Origin of the sequence: Adlercreutzia equolifaciens (assembly GCF_029076695.1) — a bacterium.
In the GTDB taxonomy this organism is placed as follows: Bacteria; Actinomycetota; Coriobacteriia; order Coriobacteriales; family Eggerthellaceae; genus Adlercreutzia; species Adlercreutzia equolifaciens_A.
In genome coordinates, this window is sequence record NZ_JARFIK010000001.1 from 1,185,222 (window position 1) to 1,204,842 (window position 19,621).

Annotated in this window: 18 protein-coding genes; 15 read left to right on the plus strand and 3 right to left on the minus strand. The window is 60.4% G+C overall.

The annotated features are described in order from the left end of the window. Positions 1 to 23: 23 nt before the first annotated feature. The 6 genes from PZH32_RS04720 (at position 24) to PZH32_RS04745 (ending at position 5,695) form a co-directional block, all read left to right on the plus strand. Positions 24 to 920 carry a DUF4230 domain-containing protein gene (locus PZH32_RS04720; protein ID WP_275206531.1) on the plus strand — a complete coding sequence of 299 codons (897 nt, stop codon included), beginning with the start codon at positions 24 to 26 and terminating at the stop codon, positions 918 to 920. Positions 921 to 925: 5 nt separating this feature from the next. Continuing rightward, positions 926 to 1,510 carry a DUF4230 domain-containing protein gene (locus PZH32_RS04725; RefSeq protein WP_275206532.1) on the plus strand — a complete coding sequence of 195 codons (585 nt, stop codon included), beginning with the start codon at positions 926 to 928 and terminating at the stop codon, positions 1,508 to 1,510. 3 nt (positions 1,511 to 1,513) lie between these two features. Next, positions 1,514 to 2,653, plus strand: coding sequence for an EcsC family protein (locus tag PZH32_RS04730; RefSeq protein ID WP_275206533.1), 1,140 nt, complete (start codon positions 1,514 to 1,516; stop codon positions 2,651 to 2,653). A gap of 97 nt (positions 2,654 to 2,750) precedes the next feature. Next, positions 2,751 to 3,110, plus strand: a complete 360-nt coding sequence (locus tag PZH32_RS04735; RefSeq protein WP_275206534.1) for a YccF domain-containing protein — start codon at positions 2,751 to 2,753, stop codon at positions 3,108 to 3,110. Positions 3,111 to 3,335: 225 nt separating this feature from the next. Next, positions 3,336 to 4,514 carry a CAP domain-containing protein gene (locus PZH32_RS04740; RefSeq protein WP_275206535.1) on the plus strand — a complete coding sequence of 393 codons (1,179 nt, stop codon included), beginning with the start codon at positions 3,336 to 3,338 and terminating at the stop codon, positions 4,512 to 4,514. A gap of 164 nt (positions 4,515 to 4,678) precedes the next feature. Next, positions 4,679 to 5,695 carry a CAP domain-containing protein gene (locus tag PZH32_RS04745; protein ID WP_275206536.1) on the plus strand — a complete coding sequence of 339 codons (1,017 nt, stop codon included), beginning with the start codon at positions 4,679 to 4,681 and terminating at the stop codon, positions 5,693 to 5,695. A gap of 144 nt (positions 5,696 to 5,839) precedes the next feature. Here PZH32_RS04745 and PZH32_RS04750 read toward each other — a convergent pair whose 3' ends face one another. Continuing rightward, positions 5,840 to 6,202, minus strand: coding sequence for a hypothetical protein (locus tag PZH32_RS04750; protein WP_275206537.1), 363 nt, complete (start codon positions 6,200 to 6,202; stop codon positions 5,840 to 5,842). Between the two features lie 309 nt (positions 6,203 to 6,511). Here PZH32_RS04750 and PZH32_RS04755 point away from each other — a divergent pair, with 309 nt between their 5' ends. Next, entirely contained in the window at positions 6,512 to 7,477 is a 966-nt protein-coding gene (locus PZH32_RS04755) for a substrate-binding periplasmic protein (protein WP_275206538.1), read from the plus strand. Positions 7,478 to 7,732: 255 nt separating this feature from the next. After that, on the plus strand, positions 7,733 to 10,093 hold the full coding sequence (locus tag PZH32_RS04760) for an ATP-dependent helicase (protein ID WP_275206539.1): 2,361 nt from the start codon (positions 7,733 to 7,735) through the stop codon (positions 10,091 to 10,093). Positions 10,094 to 10,211: 118 nt separating this feature from the next. Here the strand turns inward: PZH32_RS04760 and PZH32_RS04765 are convergent, their stop codons facing one another. Together PZH32_RS04765 and sdaAA are read right to left on the minus strand one after the other, a co-directional pair. Beyond that, entirely contained in the window at positions 10,212 to 11,090 is an 879-nt protein-coding gene (locus tag PZH32_RS04765) for an InlB B-repeat-containing protein (RefSeq protein WP_275206540.1), read from the minus strand. A 138-nt stretch (positions 11,091 to 11,228) separates the two neighbouring features. Further along, positions 11,229 to 12,839 carry an L-serine ammonia-lyase, iron-sulfur-dependent, subunit alpha gene (gene sdaAA / locus PZH32_RS04770; RefSeq protein ID WP_275206541.1) on the minus strand — a complete coding sequence of 537 codons (1,611 nt, stop codon included), beginning with the start codon at positions 12,837 to 12,839 and terminating at the stop codon, positions 11,229 to 11,231. Between the two features lie 161 nt (positions 12,840 to 13,000). On the opposite strand from sdaAA, the gene PZH32_RS04775 reads away from it, so the two are divergent. From PZH32_RS04775 to rplC, 7 genes are all read left to right on the plus strand, one after another. Then, positions 13,001 to 13,969, plus strand: coding sequence for a manganese-dependent inorganic pyrophosphatase (locus tag PZH32_RS04775; RefSeq protein ID WP_275206542.1), 969 nt, complete (start codon positions 13,001 to 13,003; stop codon positions 13,967 to 13,969). A 175-nt stretch (positions 13,970 to 14,144) separates the two neighbouring features. Continuing rightward, positions 14,145 to 15,356, plus strand: coding sequence for a M20/M25/M40 family metallo-hydrolase (locus PZH32_RS04780; protein WP_275206543.1), 1,212 nt, complete (start codon positions 14,145 to 14,147; stop codon positions 15,354 to 15,356). 200 nt (positions 15,357 to 15,556) lie between these two features. Beyond that, positions 15,557 to 15,928 carry a 30S ribosomal protein S12 gene (gene rpsL / locus PZH32_RS04785; RefSeq protein WP_275206544.1) on the plus strand — a complete coding sequence of 124 codons (372 nt, stop codon included), beginning with the start codon at positions 15,557 to 15,559 and terminating at the stop codon, positions 15,926 to 15,928. Positions 15,929 to 16,030: 102 nt separating this feature from the next. Then, entirely contained in the window at positions 16,031 to 16,501 is a 471-nt protein-coding gene (rpsG, locus tag PZH32_RS04790) for a 30S ribosomal protein S7 (protein WP_275206545.1), read from the plus strand. A gap of 14 nt (positions 16,502 to 16,515) precedes the next feature. Further along, positions 16,516 to 18,633, plus strand: a complete 2,118-nt coding sequence (gene fusA, locus PZH32_RS04795) for an elongation factor G (protein ID WP_275206546.1) — start codon at positions 16,516 to 16,518, stop codon at positions 18,631 to 18,633. 33 nt (positions 18,634 to 18,666) lie between these two features. Further along, positions 18,667 to 18,975 carry a 30S ribosomal protein S10 gene (rpsJ, locus tag PZH32_RS04800; RefSeq protein WP_275206547.1) on the plus strand — a complete coding sequence of 103 codons (309 nt, stop codon included), beginning with the start codon at positions 18,667 to 18,669 and terminating at the stop codon, positions 18,973 to 18,975. A gap of 13 nt (positions 18,976 to 18,988) precedes the next feature. Continuing rightward, the gene (rplC, locus tag PZH32_RS04805; RefSeq protein ID WP_275206548.1) at positions 18,989 to 19,609 is read left to right on the plus strand and encodes a 50S ribosomal protein L3; all 621 of its coding nucleotides are present in this window, start codon (positions 18,989 to 18,991) and stop codon (positions 19,607 to 19,609) included. Positions 19,610 to 19,621 lie beyond the last annotated feature (12 nt).

Here is a 19,621-nt window from a genome sequence, read left to right on the forward strand (position 1 = left end):
GTCTTGTTTTCGGAGGAGTGTTGGTGAAAGAGATAGATGGATCGGAATCAGCCGATAGCAAGGCCAGAGAGATTGTCGAACAGGCTGCTGACAAAGCTGCTACAGCAGCAAAAGATGCAGCGAATCAGTTTGCGAATAAAGCGACTGATGTAGCGAGAGACGCAGCTAGGGGGCTTTCCGACGAAGCTACAAAGGCAGCTCTAGGTGTCGTGGGCAAAGCTCAAAAAAGCCTTGAGCAGAGATTAAGCGACGACAAAGACGGCAGCATGACTTCAGCAAGCCAAAGAAAAGCTCCTACGCAGAAAAAAGGAACTGCAGATAAGACCCGCAGAAGAAAGGCGAAGGGTCTGCATCCAGCTGCGAAGATCGCCATAGTGATAGGTGCTTCTGCAGTTGTTTTACTTGCTGTTCTCTTCGCCGTACTAGGTCCTGGGCAGTCCTCCTTTTTCGACAAAGAAGACTTCGTCACATCTGCCCAATTGGAAAAGGCCGTAGATATTGATGAGTTATCAACAGCAGAGTTTGTCTATAACGGCATTGCGGAGAAATGCAAAGAGAACGGGGAGGTTGACTTTCGTATTTCCTACGATGCTAAGGTGAAAGCTGGCATAAAAATGAGCGAGGTTACTTTTGAGGTTGACAACGTAGCTAAAAAAGTATACCCGCATCTCCCGAAGGTTGATATTACTAACATTGAGGTAGATACCGACCAGTTGAGCTATATGCCCGAGAATCCTGACGGCGACCTAAAGGAAATCCTCAAAATATGCGAGCAAGATATCGCCAACGAGGCTTCTGATGCAGAAGATTTCGAGGTAGCGGCAGAGGAGAACCTAAGAGCAGTTATTGAGGCTCTGACCAACCCTATCTTGAAAGGTAAAGGCTATACGCTTGAGTGGTCCATGTCGGAGGAGGTATGAGGGGCGTGCGCGTGAAGTCGAAACTTATTGTTGCGGGATTGTGCTTCTGCTTGAGCCTAAGTCCACTCGTGGGGTGCGCCGCAAGCGAGCCGAAGAAAAATGCGGACTTTTCGGGTATCAGTTCGGTGTGTGAGTTAGCTACTCTTAAGTGCTATTACCACAATGTCGCTGAATCCCGAGAAGAGGCATCGGGCATTTTTGGCGGACTTCTAGGAACCGGTTACAAGAAGCTGTGGATGGAATACAGCGGTATCGTTGAGGTTGGCATTGATGTTGCTCAGGTTCAGATTAGCCAGCCAACGGAGGAAGGAGTAGTGCGAGTTCACATCCCGGATGCTCAGATCCTTAGCATTTCTCTTGATAAAGACTCTTTGTCTGACCCCCTTGTTGATGCAGGACTTTTTACCGAAGTATCGATGGAAGAGAAAACGAATGCTGTTGCGTCTGCTCAAGAAAACATGGAGGAGACCGCCCGACAAAATACCTCTATGCTTGCTCAGGCAAAAGAGCGTGCTAAGCGTACGATTGAGGGCTATATCGTAAACGCGGGTCGCGCTATTGGAGAGACCTATATCGTTGAATGGGAGTAAAGCATGGCCGATGAAGATTCCTGGGACAACAGCAGCAAAGCAGTCGAGGGCAATAGGCAATCGCTGGCTGATCGGTTTGTCAAACCTGCGACGTCTTCTATAAAAGAATTGGGCGTACAGGTTGCCACAAAAGCTTCCGGTGCCTTTGAAGGTATATCAAGTAGATTTGCAGCTGAGAAAACGGCAGATTGCCCAACAGAAGAAGTTTTTATAGAGGCTGAGGTGGTGGATGGGGCGCAGCAAGGCGAAGGCCCAATAGGCGAAGATGAGGCAGGCCGGATACTTGCGGCTTTGTATGAAAAGGCTCTTGATGGAATTCCAAAAGTAAGTCGTTCGGTTGAAGATCTGGTTAAAGACTATTGGGAAAAGAGCGACTCCCCGGAAAAGGCCGCCCTTGCTTTATCGAAAGCGCAGGTAGCGAAGTGTGGTACCTCAGGGTTTTTAAGCGGCCTAGGAGGCGTGATAACGCTCCCCGTGACAATCCCTGCGAACATCGGCAGCGTGCTGTATGTCCAAATGAGAATGGTGGCAGCTATAGCAAAGCTGGGGGGCTATGATATTCGATCGGACCAGGTGCAAACACTGGTCTACATGTGTTTGACGGGGTCCGCTGTGACTGACGTTGCGAAGCAGGTTGGCATCAAAGTAGGAAATAAAACACTAGAAGCTGCGATTAAGAAAATTCCCGGTTCGGCGTTGGCGGCAATCAACAAGAAGGTAGGTTTCCGACTGCTTACCAAATTTGGTGAAAAAGGAGCAATTAACTTAGGAAAAATGGTTCCAGTGGCGGGTGGGATCATTGGTGGTTCGGTAGATGTAGCTACTACAATAGTGATTGCGAAGAACGCTATGAAGGTTTTCATCGAAGATGAAAATCCTGACGGAAAGCCTTTGACGAATGAGGAAGAAGTTGTTGTCGAGTCGGTGAAGATTGATGAGGATGCTGGCGATGAACGTCTTATAGAGGTGAAAAGTGCTGGCGAGAACGAGGGTTTCTCCTCCGGCGTCGGGGAGAAAGACGAAGGGATCGTACCTGTTGAGAAGGAGCTAGAGCTTGTTGTAAAGCTGAAAGAACTGCTTGATGCCGATGTCCTTACTCCGGAGGAATTCGAATCAAAAAAGAAGCAGATCATGCGTTTATGAGGCGACGTGCGCAATGTGTTGTGGCTATCGTGACCACCGTTAAACGATCGCGCCTCGTTGCTTACTGGGTACATGGGAATCTGGTAGCATTAGCCGCATGTCCACCATTGCTAACATAATTTGGATTATTCTGGGTGGGCTTATTACGGCTATTGCTTGGTGCTTTGTGGGGATTATTTTCTCCCTTACCATCGTCGGCATTCCGTTGGGGCGGCAGTGCTTCAAGATGGCCTCGCTGACCTTGGCTCCCTTTGGGAAGACCATCACCTATGGCGGCGGTGCGCCGTCTCTGATTGCCAATATTATCTGGGTTATTTTTGCCGGCATTCCCATGGCCCTGTCGTATCTTCTTCTTGCTGTTGGCTATTGCATTACCGTTATCGGCATCCCCATCGGCCTGCAGTGCTTCAAGATGGCGAAGCTCTCGCTGCTGCCGTTTGGCGCGGTGGTGTCGTAGGCTCCTGCTCTCTGCTGCCGTTTGGCGCGGCAACGGTATGACGCTCCGCTCGTTGTTTCATTTTCTCCGTCTCTCGTGCGCGCTCCCTTGCATCAGCAGGAGCGCGTTATTATGATGCGACCTGGGGTAATTCACGAGAGGCAGAAAGAGGTTCCTATGGGTGCTCTTCCAAATTCGCAATGCTTGTCTTCTCTCGGAACGAGCGCGACGCGGCGCGTTCTGTGTGTGCTTCTGGCTGTCGCTTTGGCTGCCACCATGACCATCCTGCCGTCGGGGAAGGCTGTTGCTGCTACCACGACGCTCAAGGTGCCGGTCACCTACGGCCAGACGGAAGCGCGCAGCATGCTTAAGATGATTAACGACTTTCGGGCCTCGAACGCCCAGTGTTGGAACGAGACCAATACAGCGCTGGTGACTTATTCCGGTCTTCAGCCGCTTACCTATGATTATGCCTTGGAGCAAGTGGCCATGCTGCGTGCGGCGGAGATTGCCGTCTACTATGACCATAAGCGACCCAACGGCGAAAGCTGTTTCACGGCATTTGAGGGACTACCTCTTCGTGGCTGGGGAGAGAACATTGCCGCCGGCACCGGAACCATGGGCTCGCGCGATGCCATGTTCATGGCGTGGCGTGAAGACAATGAGAAGTACGCCGGCCAGGGTCACCGTCGCAATATGCTCAATTCCCGCTTTGCTGCGGTGGGTATCGGCTACGTGCGATGCAACGGCATTGGTTACTGGGTGCAGAACTTCGGGGACGTGAACTCCAATGCGCCGGCAACCACGGCCGATAACGGTAAGCACCTTGTTGAGGTCGAAGTTGATCAGGCCATCCTCGGAAACAGGAAACTGACTGCCGCCTCCTCGAGCTTGTCCCTCCAGGCTGGTGCTTCCAAAGCTCTCCCTGCTCTTTCCCTGCAGGTTCCCGTGCGAGGCAACTGGCCTTCTGGCGTTTTGGGACTCGATACCAGCGGCGCTAAATGGACCAGCTCCAAGCCTTCAGTGGCCGCCATTTCCAAGGGAAAGGTGGTAGCGAAGACGGCTGGCACGGCCCAGCTCAAGGCAACGCTTGACGGGGCGACGACTACCGTGACGGTGAAAGTGGCGCCTCCCACTCCCGCGTTGTCCAGCGTGAAGGGCGCCGCGAAGAAGCTGACGGTCAAATGGCAGAAGCAGACCAAGAGCGTATCGGGCTACGAGGTGTGGGTATCCACTTCCAAGAAGTTCACGGCGAAAACTACGGTGAAGAAGACCGTTGTGAAGTCGAAGTCGTCGCTGACGGTGTCCAAGCTGAAGGCCAAGAAAACCTACTATGTGAAAGTGCGCACCTACTACAAGGATCCGGCGACTAAGAAAGTGATTAATTCTTCCTGGTCAAAGGTGAAGTCCGCCAAGACCAAGTAGCGTCGGCCTGCGTCGTGCCTCGAAGCGCGCCTTTTGCCCAGGCGAAAGGCGCGCTTTCTATAGTTGTTGACATAAAATCAATCACTTATTCTTAGTCAATTGATCGACTTAAGTGCCTTTTGCTAGGATGCGTCGAGACGTCTCTCGAACGGAAAGTAGGCCCTATGACCTCCTCTTTTGTCCAGCAGAACACCTCTGCGCATCTGAAGAAGGCTCTCGACCGTCTGGTGTGCATCTTCACGGCTGCTGCCCTTGTCGCAACGATGGTGATGCTCCCCGCCGCTCCGGCTCAGGCCGCTACGGCCCCCTCCAAGCAAGTGACGGTTACCTATTGCCAGAGCGAGGCGCGCAGCATGCTGGCCTCGATCAACGACTTCCGTGCTTCAGGGGCGAAGTGCTGGGATAGCAGCGACAGCATCGAGGTGTCCTACACGGGGCTCCAGCCCCTTGCCTACGATTACGGCCTGGAGGGCGTGGCCATGCTGCGGGCGGCCGAGCTGACCATCTCCCACAGCCATACGCGCCCCAACGGCGAAAGCTATACGACGGCGTTTTCCCAGCTGCCGCTGCGAGGTCGTGGCGAGAACATCGCCTCGGGCACGGGACGCATGAGCAAGAGCGCCTACGTGTTCGATCTGTGGCGCGAGGACGACAAGACCTACGCGGGCCAGGGCCATCGTCGCAACATGCTGGAGCCGCGCTTCACGGCGGTGGGTATTGCCTGCGCCAAGCTGGGCAATATGTACTACTGGGTGCAAAGCTTCGGCACGCCTCAGACGGGCGTGGCGGCTACGGCGCCCGTCGACGCTCAGAAAACGGTGACGGTGCCGTTGGCCGCGCCCAAGCCGGCCGCTACCACTGCAGCATCTGCGCCCAAGGCCGCCCCCTTCGCGCTGAAGAGCGTCACGCCGGGCAAGAAGAAGCTGACAATCAAGTGGGTGAAGCAGCCGAAGGCCACCACCGGCTACGAGGTGTGGGTGTCCACGTCGAAGAAGTTCACCGCCAAAACCACCATCAAGAAAAAGGTGAAGGGCGCTAGCACCACGAAGCTGACCATTTCGAAGCTCAAGGCCAAGAAAAAGTACTACGTGAAAGTGCGCTCGTACTACAAGCATCCCACCACAAAGAAAACCACGTCCTCGAGTTGGTCGAAGGTGAAGGCGGCGACGACGAAGAAGTAGCCGATTGAAGTCAGGAACTGGTGAGGCCCCCTTCAAGGGGGCCTCACGCTGATAAGGGGTGTTTGTCCGACAGAGCGATCGGAGCTGCGTTTTGGGGTGTTCGTGCGCTCCGATCGTGGTGGCTCTTGTCGGAATGAAGGAGTTTTACTTCGTGTCCATGGCGGCGGGATCTTCGTTGGAGCCCAGATCCTCCGGGACGGTCATTTCCTCGAACTCGGTTTGCTGGGTCTTTTCCGCCTGGGTGGGGCTCATCCAGTCACCGGCCACGGCAAAGGCAATGCACAGGGCGATAACGGCCACCACGGCTACCACAATCCAAATGAGGCCCGGGTGCTTGCGCGTATTGGCCTTGGGGCCGCCCTTGTCCACTTCAAATTCCTGCATGGCGGGAAACTCGGGATCGCTTGCCGAGGATTCCAGGACATCGGGCTGCTCGGCGGCCAGGGGGTCGCGCTCGGCAAAGCTCTCGTGATGCTTGTTGTGTCCCTGCTTCTTATGCTCGCTCATGATAGGTCCTCTCTGGCGGGAGCGGCGCGGGCGCGCTCCGTCTTTCTGCTCCTGTAGGCGCCCCACGATGCCTTGCGGCATCAGGGTGATGTTTCTTGCCCCTATGGTATCCAGCTCTGGTGCGCGCCACGGTCGGTTTGCCAAGGAGATGCGAATTGTTAAGCAATTTGCTTCGCTTTTGTTGAATTTAGCCCTAGGGGGATGATGTCACCGCCGCGTCGGGATGATGCTCCGCATCGCTGTAAAGGTAAGGTGAAATGGAAGAACCGTGCCTAGGAGGCAGTGAAGCGGAAGCAAAGGAGTGACGTTATGGCGAGTCGATGGTTGCAGCCGGGGAAAGCTTGGTTGGGAGGCGGTGCGGGTGCGCGCGTGCGGCAGGGCGTGGCGCTGGTAGCGGCCCTTGGCCTTGCGGTGACCTTGGCAGGATGTGCGAACGAGGCCTCCGAGGACGTAGCGAAAGCTTCCGTAGACACGTCGGCCGAAAGCACGCCCTCCGGAATCACCGCCGAAGAAGGCGTGCTGCTGGTCGCCTCATCGCTCAACAACGATCCCTACGAGCAGGAAACGGCTACCAGCCAGAACGGCTTTACCTGCGACTTGCTGAAGCTGATTGGCGAGCGCACCGGCCTGTCCATTGAATTTGCGCCGGCCGTCAACCACAAGGCCGAGGACCAGTCCATCAGCGAAGGTACCCCCGCGGACGTGGCGGCGAAGGTGGGGGAAGGCGCAGCTGACCTGGGCGCATCGTCCATTCCCTTGGATGCGCCGCTGGAGGGGGTTGCCTTCTCCGATCCGTATCTGAGCGCCAACTTGGTGCTCATCACCAAGGACAGCACGGGTTACGATGACGCAGCCGCTCTGGAAGCCGAGGGCGTTAAGGTGGCCGTGTCCAGCGATGCGGCGGCGGCTTGGGTGGCAGAGCGTCTGCCCCAGGCCGAGGTGGTTTCCTTCGATCACGACCTCGATGCCATGATGGAGGTCAACTCCGAGCGCGCTCAGGCGGCTGTTGTGGACGAGCCGCGCCTCAAGCGCTACGTTAAGGTGAAGGAGCCCCATCTGCAAATTGTCGAGACGACACCGCTTTCCACGGATTACGCGTTCGTGGTAGCGGCAGGCAATAGCGAGCTTGCAGCGAAGGTTAATGAGGCTCTGACGCAGTTGCAGGCCGACGGCAGCTACGACGAGCTCTTTGAATCGTGGTTCGGCGAGGCCCCCGCCTACGGCAGCGCCACCCGCGAGGCGCCCGAGGCCGTTGACGACTCCACGGGAGCCTAGGCCACCGTCGCAGCAGCGGCCAGCCTAGGCCAGCGGGGGGCCGCCGGGAAGCACGCAACGCTGCGCGCCGTCGCTCCGCAGCGTCGTTTATCGAACAGGTGGTGAATCCTTCGTGGCCTTTGCCCCCACAAACGCCGTGGGAAGATAGAATAGAAAGCCGTCCGCTTTTGGGCGGCTTTTTTGCGCCCGGGGAAGGCGCTGCCGCCATCGCGGCCCCCGCGATACCAACCAACCACAAGCGACAAGGATAGATCTGTGCCCATTGATATCGACACCCTGAACGCCCCGCAGCGCGAGGCCGTGCTTACTACCGAAGGACCGCTGCTGGTCTTGGCCGGCGCCGGCTCCGGCAAAACGCGCGTGCTTACCTATCGCATTGCTCACATGGTGGAGGACCTGAACGTGGCTCCCTGGGAAATTCTGGCCATCACCTTCACCAACAAGGCCGCCACGGAGATGCGCGAGCGCTTGGCGCAGCTGGTGGGTCCGCGCTCCCGCGGCATGTGGGTGTCCACGTTCCACTCCATGTGCGTGCGCATGCTGCGCGCCGACGCCGAGCGCCTGGGCTTCACGCGCAACTTCACCATCTACGACACTGACGACTTGAAGCGCCTGTACAAGGACATCATGGCCACCCTGTCCATCGATCCGAAGCGCTACCCGGTCAACGCCCTTATGAACCGTATCTCTCAGGCGAAGAACGACCTGCTGGTGCCGGCGGACTTCGCGGCCCAGGCCACCGATCCCGTGGGCAAAGTGGCGGCGAAGGTCTACGAGCTTCTGCAGACGCGCCTGCGCGCGGCCAACGCCTTCGATTTCGATGATCTGTTGCTCTACGCCTACCTGCTGCTGAAGCAGCACGAAGACGTGCGCCATGCCTACCAGGAGCGTTTCCGCTACATTATGGTGGACGAGTATCAGGATACGAACCGCGCCCAGTACGCCATCACCATGCTGCTGGCCCAGGCGCACCGCAACGTGATGGTGGTGGGCGACGACGACCAGTCCATTTACTCGTGGCGCGGTGCCGATTTGCGCAACATCCTGGAGTTCGAGAGCGATTACCCCGAGGCCCACGTGGTGAAGCTGGAGCAGAACTACCGCAGTATGGGCAACATTCTAAACGCGGCCAACGCTGTGATTGCCAACAACCAGCATCGCAAGGCGAAGCGTCTGTTCACCGACGCGGGCGACGGCGAGAAGATTTTGGTGTACCTGGCTACCGACGAGCGCGACGAGGGCCGTTGGATTGCCGGCGAAATTGAGAAGCGCCGCGCCGAGGGCACGTCCTACAACAACATGGCGGTGTTCTACCGCACCAACGCCCAGTCGCGCATGCTTGAAGATATGCTGCTGCGCGCCGGCGTGCCCTACCGCATTGTGGGCGGCACGCGCTTCTTCGACCGCGCGGAAATCCGCGACGTCATGGCCTACCTCACCTTGGTGGTGAACCCGGCCGACGACATTGCCGCCAAGCGCGTCATCAACGTGCCCCGTCGCGGCATTGGCAAAACCACCATCGAGCGCATCGACCAGTTTGCCCGCGAACTGAACGCCCCGTTCATGACCGCGGCCGAACTGGCCATCGTCGACCCCGAGATCCGCGCGACGACCCGGGCCAGCGTGGGCGCCTTCGTGCAGACCATCAAGGACGGCCAGGCCTACAGCGGCGACTTGCGCAAGGTCATCGAGATGATCATCGACAAGGCAGGGCTCATCGAGGCCCTGGAGGCCGAGGGCACCGACGAGGCCCGCGGTCGCATCGAGAACATCCAAGAGTTTTTGGGCGTCGTGGACGAGTTCGTGGAAACCCACGATGCGGAAGAGTCCGACTACGCTGCCCCCACGGTGGGGGAGAACGAGGACGAGGAGCCGGTGCGCGTCCTGCGCGGCGACTCGCTGGCCGACTTCATCGAGTGGGTGCGCCTGCGTACCGATTTGGACACGGTAACCGAGGACGGCCAGGCCGTCACGCTCATGACGGTGCATTCGTCCAAGGGTTTGGAGTTCGACTGCGTCTGGGTGGCCGGCATGGAAGAGACGCTCTTCCCCCACATGAATTCCGTGGGCGACGCGGCCTCGGTGGAAGAGGAGCGCCGTTTGGCCTACGTGGCCATTACGCGCGCCCGCAAGCGTCTGTGTCTTACCTGTGCCCAGCAGCGACAGATTTTCGGCCAGACCAATGCGAACCCTGCTTCGCGCTTCATTGGGGAAATTCCCAGCGAGCTGCGGCAGACCACGGGCCTGGGGTCTTCGGGCTTCTCGGGTACGGGCTGGGAGAAGCGCGGCAGCCGCCGCGGCATTGCGGGTTCGGGCACCGAGGCGGGCGAGGGCCGCGTGTTCGGGCGCTCCAGCGCTTCCGGTTCGCGCGGGCGCTCCTTCGACGAGATGCGCGAGCTGCGTGCCAGCGCCCGCACCACGGGACGCTCGGCAGCCGCGGGCAAGAAAGAGGGCGCCAAGGCCACCTTTGCCAAGGGCGACACGGTGGACCACAAGACCTTCGGCCGCGGCACCGTGGTGAAGGTGGACGGCGACACTCTGCACGTGAAGTTTGCTAAGACCGGCCAGACGAAGAAGCTGCTCAAGGACTACGCGCCCATCGTAAAGATAGGGTAGGGACAAGCGGCTGACAGCTGGCGTCCTGAAGCTGGCGGCAGTCAAGATAGCTTGCAAAAAAGAAGGGTCCGCGCATCTTGTGATGCGCGGACCCTTTGCATACGGGGGTGCGAAGGAGCTAGAACTTCACTGTCTTAACAGCGTAATCGGCTTGCGACTTGGTAAAACCGACGTCAAGCAGACGACCGTGGACGTATTCTTTCAGGGCTTTGCTGTCAGCGCCCTCGAATTCAGGGGCATTCTTGGCGTATTTCGCGCACTTGATGGCCTGGACATAGTAGTTGGCATGGCTGTTCTGCGCAGCGAACTTTGCCTCTTTCTGCGTGGCTCCAGCTTGAACCAGCGCGTTGATGACCATCTTCTCGTTGGTGTAGCTTTCAGAATCCAGCGAATCGTAGGCCAGGTTCACCATGCGCACCAGCTGCGTTTCGCGATCAGTGCGAGGTTTCTGGATCCACCAGGCGTACACGGTCTGGGCCTTGGCCGTTTTGCCGCCTACCGTGGAAACCTTCTTAGAGGTGAAGTACTTATCGGAGTACCAACCCATGAAGGTGTAACCGCTCTTGGAGAGCTTCTTCAGCGTCACGGTCTTGCCGTAGGTGAACTTGGCGGGGTTCTTGTTGGTACCCTTTACGTTCTTGTAGGTGATCTTGTAGGTCTTGGCCTTCCACTTGGCGGTGACCGTGGTGTTGGCCTTCACGTTGATGGTGGTGACTTTCTTCGATCCCTGGTACCAGCCCTGGAAGGTGTAGCCCGTCTTGGTGGGCTTCTTCAGCGTCAGCTTGCCCTTCTCCACCTTGGTGGGGTTGGTGTTCTTCGCGCCGCTGACACCCTTGTACTTGATGGTGTAGGTCTTCGCGGATGTGGCGGCTGCGGTGGCATCGCCGTCGGCGAAGGCCGTGGCAGGTGTGGCGGCCAGGCTCAGGCCGCCCAGGGCCAGAACAGCTGCGACCGTCGCCGCTAACGCGGCGGTCGAGAATTTCTTCGCGATGGACATAGGCATCTCCTCTCACATAGCTTTGCCCCTGGAATCAGGGTAGCACTGAGGGAGGGGACTGCCTATGCCCCAACGAGCAAAAAATGGGAGCGAAAGCCTCTGGCAGCGATGGTGCGGTTGCTGCCAGGGGCCGATTATCTAGCAGCCGCCGCAGAAGCTGCAAGCGCTGGGGGCGATGGCAATGCCGCCGCGGGCGGTCTCCCGCAGCTCCATGGGCATGTCGCGGCCCACCTTGTCCATGACGGCTACGTTCTCGTCGAAGGGCACCAGGTTCTCGACGCCGGCCAGGGCAATTTGCGCGCAGGTAAGGGCCAGGGGCGCCGCGGTGCCGTCGCGCTTTTGGCAGGGAAGCTCCACCAGGCCGCCCACGGGGTCGCACACCAGGCCCAGCAGACACTGGATGACGTTGGACGCCGCGTCGAGCGCCTGGGTGGGCGTGCCGCCGGCCATGGTAACGGCCGCAGCTGCGGCCATAGCGCCCGCCGAGCCCACTTCGGCCTGACAGCCGCCCTCGGCGCCGGACACGCTGGCGTTGCGAGCGATGAGGTAGCCGACGGCCGCTGCGGCCAAAATACCCTCGCGCAGCTCGTCATGCGTGAACCCGCGCTCGTCGCGCAGGGCCAGCAGCACACCGGGCAGCACGCCGGAGGAGCCGGCCGTGGGGGTAGCCACGATGATGCCCATCTTCGCATTGGTTTCCAGGGTGGCCAGGGCGTAGATGGACGCCTTGGCAGTAAGGGGGTCCATCAGCTGGCGCTGGGGGTTGTCTCCCTGCAGGCTGGCCGTGACCTTGGCTGCCTCGCCGCCGATGAGGCCTCCGATGGAGCGCTCGGGGTGCTGGATGGGGGTGGTGGCCGCGGCGTCCATGACGGCAAGCACGCGATCCAGATACTGGTCAATGTCGGCAGCCACACCCTGGCGAGCGCACAGGGCTTCTTCGCGGGCACGGAAGGCCTCGGCAATAGTGCATTGCTCCCGAGCGCACAGGGCCAGCAGCTCGGCGCCGTTGGTGTAGTCCCAGCGGGCGAATACCTCATCGGCGTTTTCGGGCACGGGCACGGCGGCGGTGTCGGCCACGGTCATGGCGGGAATGATGCGGGCGTTCAGCACGTCCGGGTGGTCGATAAGCTGCTCGCGGACGCTCTCGTCCACGTCGTCGTCGGTTTCCAGGACCGTGTAGGCGATGCCACGCTTCTCCACGCGGTGCAGGTTGGCCGTGGCAATGTTCACGCCGCACTGGGCCAGCACCGAGGAGATATGGGCCAGCACGCCGCGCACATCGTGCTGGCGCACCACGACGCTGGTGTGCTCGCCGGTGATGTCCACGTCCACGTCGTTGATGCGGCGAATAACCGCCGCACCGCCGCCAATGGAGACTCCGCGCATGTCCAGCACGTGCCCCGCGCCGTCCTCGCAGTGGACGTCCACGGTGTTAGGGTGATCTACGGGAGTGGTGGTGTCCCATACTAGGCTGACGTGCACCCCTTCGCGTTCGGCCTGCTCGAAGGAGCGGGCTACCTCGGGGTTGTCGGCGGCCATGCCCAGGATGCCGGCCACCAGGGCCTTGTCGGTGCCGTGCCCCGAGCCCGTAGCCGAGAAAGACCCGTACAGCGTGAACGTGACCTGGGGCGGGGTTCCGCCGAACAACTTGCGGGCGATGGAGGCAATGCGAAGGGCGCCGGCCGTGTGGGAGCTGGAGGGACCCACCATGACCGGGCCGATAATGTCGCGCAGGCCGTAAGTTTTCATGCTTCTCCTTTGTGGACGATGGCCATCGACAGGGCGTCGACGCGCCGTCAACCGTCCGACGACGGATGTTTCTCGAAGAACCGTACCATAGCCCGTCGCCAGTGTCGCTGGACAGCGGTATACTGCTTTAAAACCGTAAATTGGTGAAGAAAGGGGAATCCATGTCCGCCAAAATCCTCGTCGTGGGTCATCGCAATCCCGACAACGACTCCATTTCCGCCGCTGTGGCCTACGCTCACCTGAAGAACGCCCTGGCCGAGCGCGATGGCGATGTCGAGGGTGTCGAGTACGTGCCCGCTCGCTTGGGGCCGCTGCCCGTCGAGAGCGCCTGGATTCTCGAGCAGAACGACATCCCCGAGCCCGTGCTCATCGAGGACGTGAACCCCGTGCAGGTGGACGGCGAGGAAGTGAAGCAGAAGGTCATCCTCGTGGACCACAACGAGATTGGCCAGGCGGCGCCGGGCATCGAGAACGCCGAGGTGTGCGAGATTATCGACCACCATCGCATTGCCGATGTGTCCACGGCCAACCCCATTCTCTTCCTGAACCTGCCCATCGGCTCTACGGCTACCATCGTGACGCTGCAGTACCGCCAGACGGGCATCGAGCTGCCCAACTCCATCGCCGCTGTGCTGCTGTCGGCCATCCTTACCGACACCGTCATCATGAAGAGCCCCACCTGCACGCAGGTGGACATCGACCAGGTGAACTTCCTGGCCGACAAGCTGGGCGTCGACGCCGTCGAGTTTGGCATGGACATCTTCCGCACCCGCGGCGGCGAGGCTACCATGCCCATCGACAAGCTGGTGGAGGCCGACTCCAAGGAGTTCAAGGTCAACGACGACGTCACCGTGCTCATCGCCCAGCGCGAGACGGTGGACCTGCCCACGGTCATGGACCGTGAGGGCGAGATTCGCGACCATATGAAGAAGCTGGTGGAGGACAACGGCTACGAGTTCGCCCTGCTGCTGGTCACCGACATTCTGGCCGAGGGCTCGCAGTTCATCGTCGAGGGCGATCCGGCCCGCGTGAACCGCGTCTTCGGCATCGAGTGCGCCGAGGGCGGCAACTGGATGCCCGGCGTGCTCTCCCGCAAGAAGCAGGTGGCCGCGCCTATTCTGGCCAGTTAAATTGCTCTGTCCGCGGGCGGGGTGGCGGCATCGCCGTCGCCCCGCCCGCTTCGCTCCTTCATGCATGTACTTGGCGACCTTTGGTCGCTTTTTTATTACAGTGTTCAGAGGGGGTCGACGACGACACCGCCAGCCCGCCCGCTTCTCGCACGTTCAGTTTAAGAAAGGAACCCCTATGAACCCGCAGCGTGTGCTTGATTCGTTTTTGGAAATGATCCCCATCGAGAGCCCCTCGTGGCATGAGGCGCCCATGGCGGCTTACTGCACCGAGCAGTTGGCAAATCTGGGGTTCGCGGTGACCTTCGATGATTCAGCTCGCGAGACGGGGTCCGATACGGGCAACCTTATTGCGCATTTGCCAGGTACGGTGCCGGGGCGCGTGGCGTTTTCCGCGCATATGGACACGGTGAAGCCCTGCGCTGGCATCGAGGCCGTTATCGAGCAGCGCCACGTGTGCGACGACGTCACCTGCCGCATGGTGGCGGCCGTATGCTCGGCGGGGGATACCATTCTTTCCGCTGACGACAAGGCGGGCATTGCCGCTATCTTCGAGGGCGTCCGCTCGGTGGTCGAGTCCAGTGCGCCGCGGCCCGACCTGACCGTGCTGCTGACCACCTGCGAGGAACAGAGCCTGCTGGGCTCCTCGGCCTTGGCGGAGGATGCCTTGGTGTGGCCGGCCGATTTGCCTGCGGCTTCTCGAGGTACGGAGTGCCAGGGGCTCCTTGATGGGACCCAGGCGGTGCCGCTGTTCGTGCTCGATGCCGACGGTGCGCCGGGCACCATTATCATGGGCGCGCCCTATCACTTTACCCTGCGGGCGACTATTTCCGGTCGCGCAGCCCACGCGGGTGTTGAGCCCGAGTGCGGCGTGTCGGCCATTCAAATTGCTAGCGCTGCCGTGGGCGCCATGCCTCTGGGCCGCATCGACGAGTGCACGACGGCCAACGTAGGGCATATCGAAGGCGGCGTGGCGGTGAACATCGTGCCGGCCGCCTGCCAGCTGGAAGGGGAGTGCCGCTCGCTCTACGAGGATCGCGTGACGGCCCAGCGCGACGCCATGACCCGCGCCCTTGAGGAGGCGGCCGCCCAGTTCGGCGGTTCCGTGGACATTGCTTGGACGGTGGACTATCTCGCCGTGGTGCACACGGCCGACGATGCCATCGTGCAGCACCTGGAGGCAGCGGCCCGCGCGGCCGGCCTGGAGCCCCGTCACGCCATCTCCGGTGGCGGCGCCGACGCCAACGTGCTGGGCACTAAGGGGGCCGACGCCATCACCCTGGGTATCGGCATGACGAACTTCCATTCCGTCGACGAATATATATTAGTAGAGGACCTGGAAGCCATGGCCCGCTACGTGGAGGCCATCATCGCCGAATACGCGGGGTAAGCGTTTTCGTCGTCATGGTCAATTAGCGGGTGCTTTCGCTATTTGTGAACGTTTTGTGCCGCTCGCCGAGGGGTATGGATACGCCCGGGTGCGTGGCGTTTGACACACGGCTGAAACACCCGTAATATGCTCCCTCGCGCCTCTAAGAGGCGCTTGTTTTGTGCAGTGTAAGCTCGTGGATAAAGGAAAGGAAAAGAGTCTTGCCTACAATTAATCAGCTGGTCCGCAAGGGCCGCAAGAAGGCGGTCGACAAGTCGAAGACCCCGGCTCTGAAGGGCAACCCGCAGAAGCGCGGCGTGTGCACTCGCGTGTACACCACCACCCCCAAGAAGCCGAACTCGGCTCTTCGTAAGGTCTGCCGTGTGCGTCTCGTCAACGGTATGGAGGTTACGGCCTACATCCCCGGCGAGGGCCACAATCTCCAGGAGCACTCCATGGTGCTCATCCGCGGTGGTCGTGTAAAGGACCTTCCTGGTGTCCGTTACAAGGTCATCCGTGGCACGCTGGACTGCGCCGCTGTGGACAACCGCAAGCAGGCTCGCAGCCGCTATGGCGCCAAGCGCCCCAAATAACGTTCGTTAAGACGCGCGGGCCGGTAACGTCAGGGTAGGAAGCCCCAACCGACCTAATGGGCAAGAGGCCCCGAAGCGCGCAGAAGAAAAAAGGAGAACTTAATGCCGCGTCGTGCAGCAGCAGTCCGCCGCGAAACGCAGCCGGACGCAAAGTTTAACAACCGTCTCGTCACGCAGCTCATCAACAAGGTCCTGCTTGACGGCAAGAAGTCCATCGCCGAGAACATCGTTTACGGCGCTTTCGACCTGGTCCAGGAGAAGACCGGCGAGGATCCGCTGACCGTATTCAAGAAGGCCATGGACAACGTGCGCCCCACCCTCGAGTGCAAGCCGAAGCGCGTGGGCGGCGCTACCTACCAGGTGCCGATGGAGGTCAACTCCCGTCGCGCCACCACCCTCGCTATCCGCTGGATCGTCGACTTCTCTCGTAAGCGCAAGGAGCACACCATGCGCGAGCGTCTCGCCAACGAGATCATCGACGCCTCCGAGAACACCGGCGCTGCCGTGAAGAAGCGCGAGGATATGTACAAGATGGCCGAAGCCAACCGTGCGTTCTCGCACTACCGCTTCTAGGGCTGGTGATATAAATGGCTAAAATCGATCTGAAGGACACGCGCAATATCGGCATCATGGCCCACATTGATGCAGGCAAGACCACCACGACCGAGCGCATCCTTTACTACACGGGCAAGACCCACAAGATCGGCGAGGTGCACGACGGCGCTGCCACCATGGACTGGATGGTTCAGGAGCAGGAGCGCGGCGTGACCATTACCGCCGCTGCCACCACCTGCTTCTGGAAGTACCCCGGCGGCAAGGCCGACGGCAAGGAGTACCGCTTCCAGATCATCGACACCCCCGGCCACGTGGACTTCACGGCCGAGGTGGAGCGCTCCCTGCGCGTGCTCGACGGCACCGTGGCTGTGTTCGACGCCGTTGCCGGCGTGCAGCCCCAGTCCGAGACGGTGTGGCGCCAGGCCGAGCGTTACGGCGTGCCCCGCATCGCCTTCATCAACAAGTACGACCGCGTGGGTGCCGACTTCATCCACGCCATCCAGACCATGCGCGATCGTCTGGACGCCCCCGCCGTTGCCGCTCAGCTGCCCATGGGCGCCGAGGACAACTTCTGGGGCATCATCGACCTGGTTACCATGACCGCTTGGGACTTCAAGGCCGATGACAAGGGCATGACCTACCCCGAGCCCATGGATGCCATCCCCGCCGAGTTCCTCGAGGACGCCGAGCTGTATCGCCAGGAGCTCCTGGACGCTGCTGCCGACTGCGATGACGAGCTCATGGAGAAGGTCATCATGGAGGAGGAGATCTCCGTCGACGAGCTGAAGGCCGCCATCCGCAAGGGTGTTATTGCCTGCCAGATCAACCCCGTGTTCGTGGGCTCCGCCTACAAGAACAAGGGTGTGCAGGAGCTGCTCGACGCCGTGGTCGACTACATGCCGTCCCCCGTTGACATTCCGCCCATCAAGGGCACCAACCCCGAGACGGGCGAGGAGGAGGAGCGTCCCGCCGATCCGAAGGCGCCGTTCGCTTCTCTGGCTTTCAAGATCATGACCGACCCCTACGTGGGCAAGCTCACCTACCTGCGCGTGTACTCTGGTCACCTGGATGCCGGCAGCTACGTGCTGAATGCCACGAAGGACAAGAAGGAGCGTATCGGCCGCTTGCTGCAGATGCACTCCAACCAGCGCGTTGACATCGACGCCGTGTCCGCCGGCGACATCGTTGCCGTCGTGGGCCTGAAGGACACCTCCACTGGTGACACCCTCTGCGCCGAGAACGCCCCCATCATCCTGGAGTCCATGGAGTTCGCCGATCCCGTTATCGACATTGCCGTGGAGCCCAAGACCAAGGCCGAGCAGGACAAGATGGCCATCGCTCTGCAGAAGCTGGCCGAGGAGGACCCCACCTTCCGCGTGTCCACCAACCACGAGACCGGCCAGACCATCATCGCCGGCATGGGCGAGCTGCACCTCGAGATCATCATCGACCGTCTGCTGCGCGAGTTCAAGGTCGAGGCTAACGTGGGTAAGCCCCAGGTTGCCTACCGCGAGCGTCCGGGCCACGAGGTCATGAACGCCGAGGGCAAGTTCGTGCGTCAGTCCGGCGGTCGCGGCCAGTACGGCCATGCGGTCATCAACATGTACCCGCAGGAGGCCGGCAAGGGCTACGAGTTCGTCAACAAGATCGTGGGCGGCGTGGTGCCGAAGGAGTACATCCCCTCCATCGACAAGGGCATCCAGGAGGCGCTGAACTCCGGCGTTCTGGCTGGCTACCCCGTGGAGGACGTGAAGGTCGAGCTCATCGACGGCTCCTACCACGACGTTGACTCCTCCGAGGCTGCCTTTAAGGTGGCCGGCTCCATGGCCATCAAGGACGCCCTGCGCAAGTCCAACCCGGTCATCCTCGAGCCGGTCATGGCCGTCGAGGTGGAAACCCCCGAGGAGTACACGGGCTTTGTTATGGGCGACATCCCGTCTCGCCGTGGCCTCATTCAGGGCCAGGAGCAGCGCGGTTCCGCCGTGGTCATCGAGGCCAAGGTTCCGCTGGGCAACATGTTCGGCTACGCAACCGACCTGCGCAGCGGCACTCAGGGCCGCGCGGTGTACACCATGCAGTTCGATTCCTACGAGCCGGTGCCCAAGTCCGTGCAAGACGAGATTATCAGCAAGGCCGGCGGCAACGCCTAAGGCGTCCCCGCACTTCATTTGGAGGTAAAGTAAGTGGCTAGTCAAAAGATTCGCATCCGCCTGAAGGGGTACGATCATGAGATCGTGGATCAGTCCACGCGCCTCATCGTCGATACCGCTCAGAAGACGGGTGCCAAGGTTTCCGGTCCTATTCCGCTGCCGACGGAGCGCAACCTGTACTGCGTCATCCGCTCGCCCCACGTGGACAAGGACTCCCGCGAGCAGTTCGAGATGCGTACGCACAAGCGTCTGATCGACATCCTCGAGCCCACGCCCAACACCGTGGACTCCCTGATGCGCCTCGATCTCCCTGCTGGCGTTGACATCGAGATCAAGCTGTAAGGAGGTTTGGGACATGATTAACGCTATCTACGGCAAGAAGATCGGCATGACCCAGATCTTCGACGACCAGGACCGCATCGTCCCGGTTACCGTCATCCAGGCCGAGCCGAACACGGTGTGCCAGGTGAAGACGGTCGACACCGACGGCTACGAGGCTGTGCAGATGGGCTTCGGCTACATCAAGCCCCGTCGTGTGAACAAGCCCATGCAGGGTCACTTCGACAAGCAGGGCGCTGAGCCGAAGCGCTACCTGCGCGAGGTGCGCGTGGAGAACGCCTCTGAGTACAAGGTGGGCGACGAGCAGACCGTCGCCGCTTTCGCCGAGGTGAAGAAGGTGGACGTCACCGGTACGTCCAAGGGTAAGGGCTTCGCTGGCGTTATGAAGCGCTACGGCTTCCGCGGCGGCCCGGGCGGCCATGGTGCGCACTTCCACCGCGCTCCCGGTTCCGTCGGCCAGTGCGCCACCCCGTCCCGCGTGTTCAAGGGCCTGCGCCTTCCCGGCCACATGGGCTGCGACACCGTGACCGTGAAGAACCTCGAGGTCGTGCGCATCGACGAGGACCAGAACCTCATTTTGGTCAAGGGCGCTGTCCCCGGCGGCAAGAACGGCATCGTGCGCGTTCGCATGGCGTAACCTAAGAAGCTG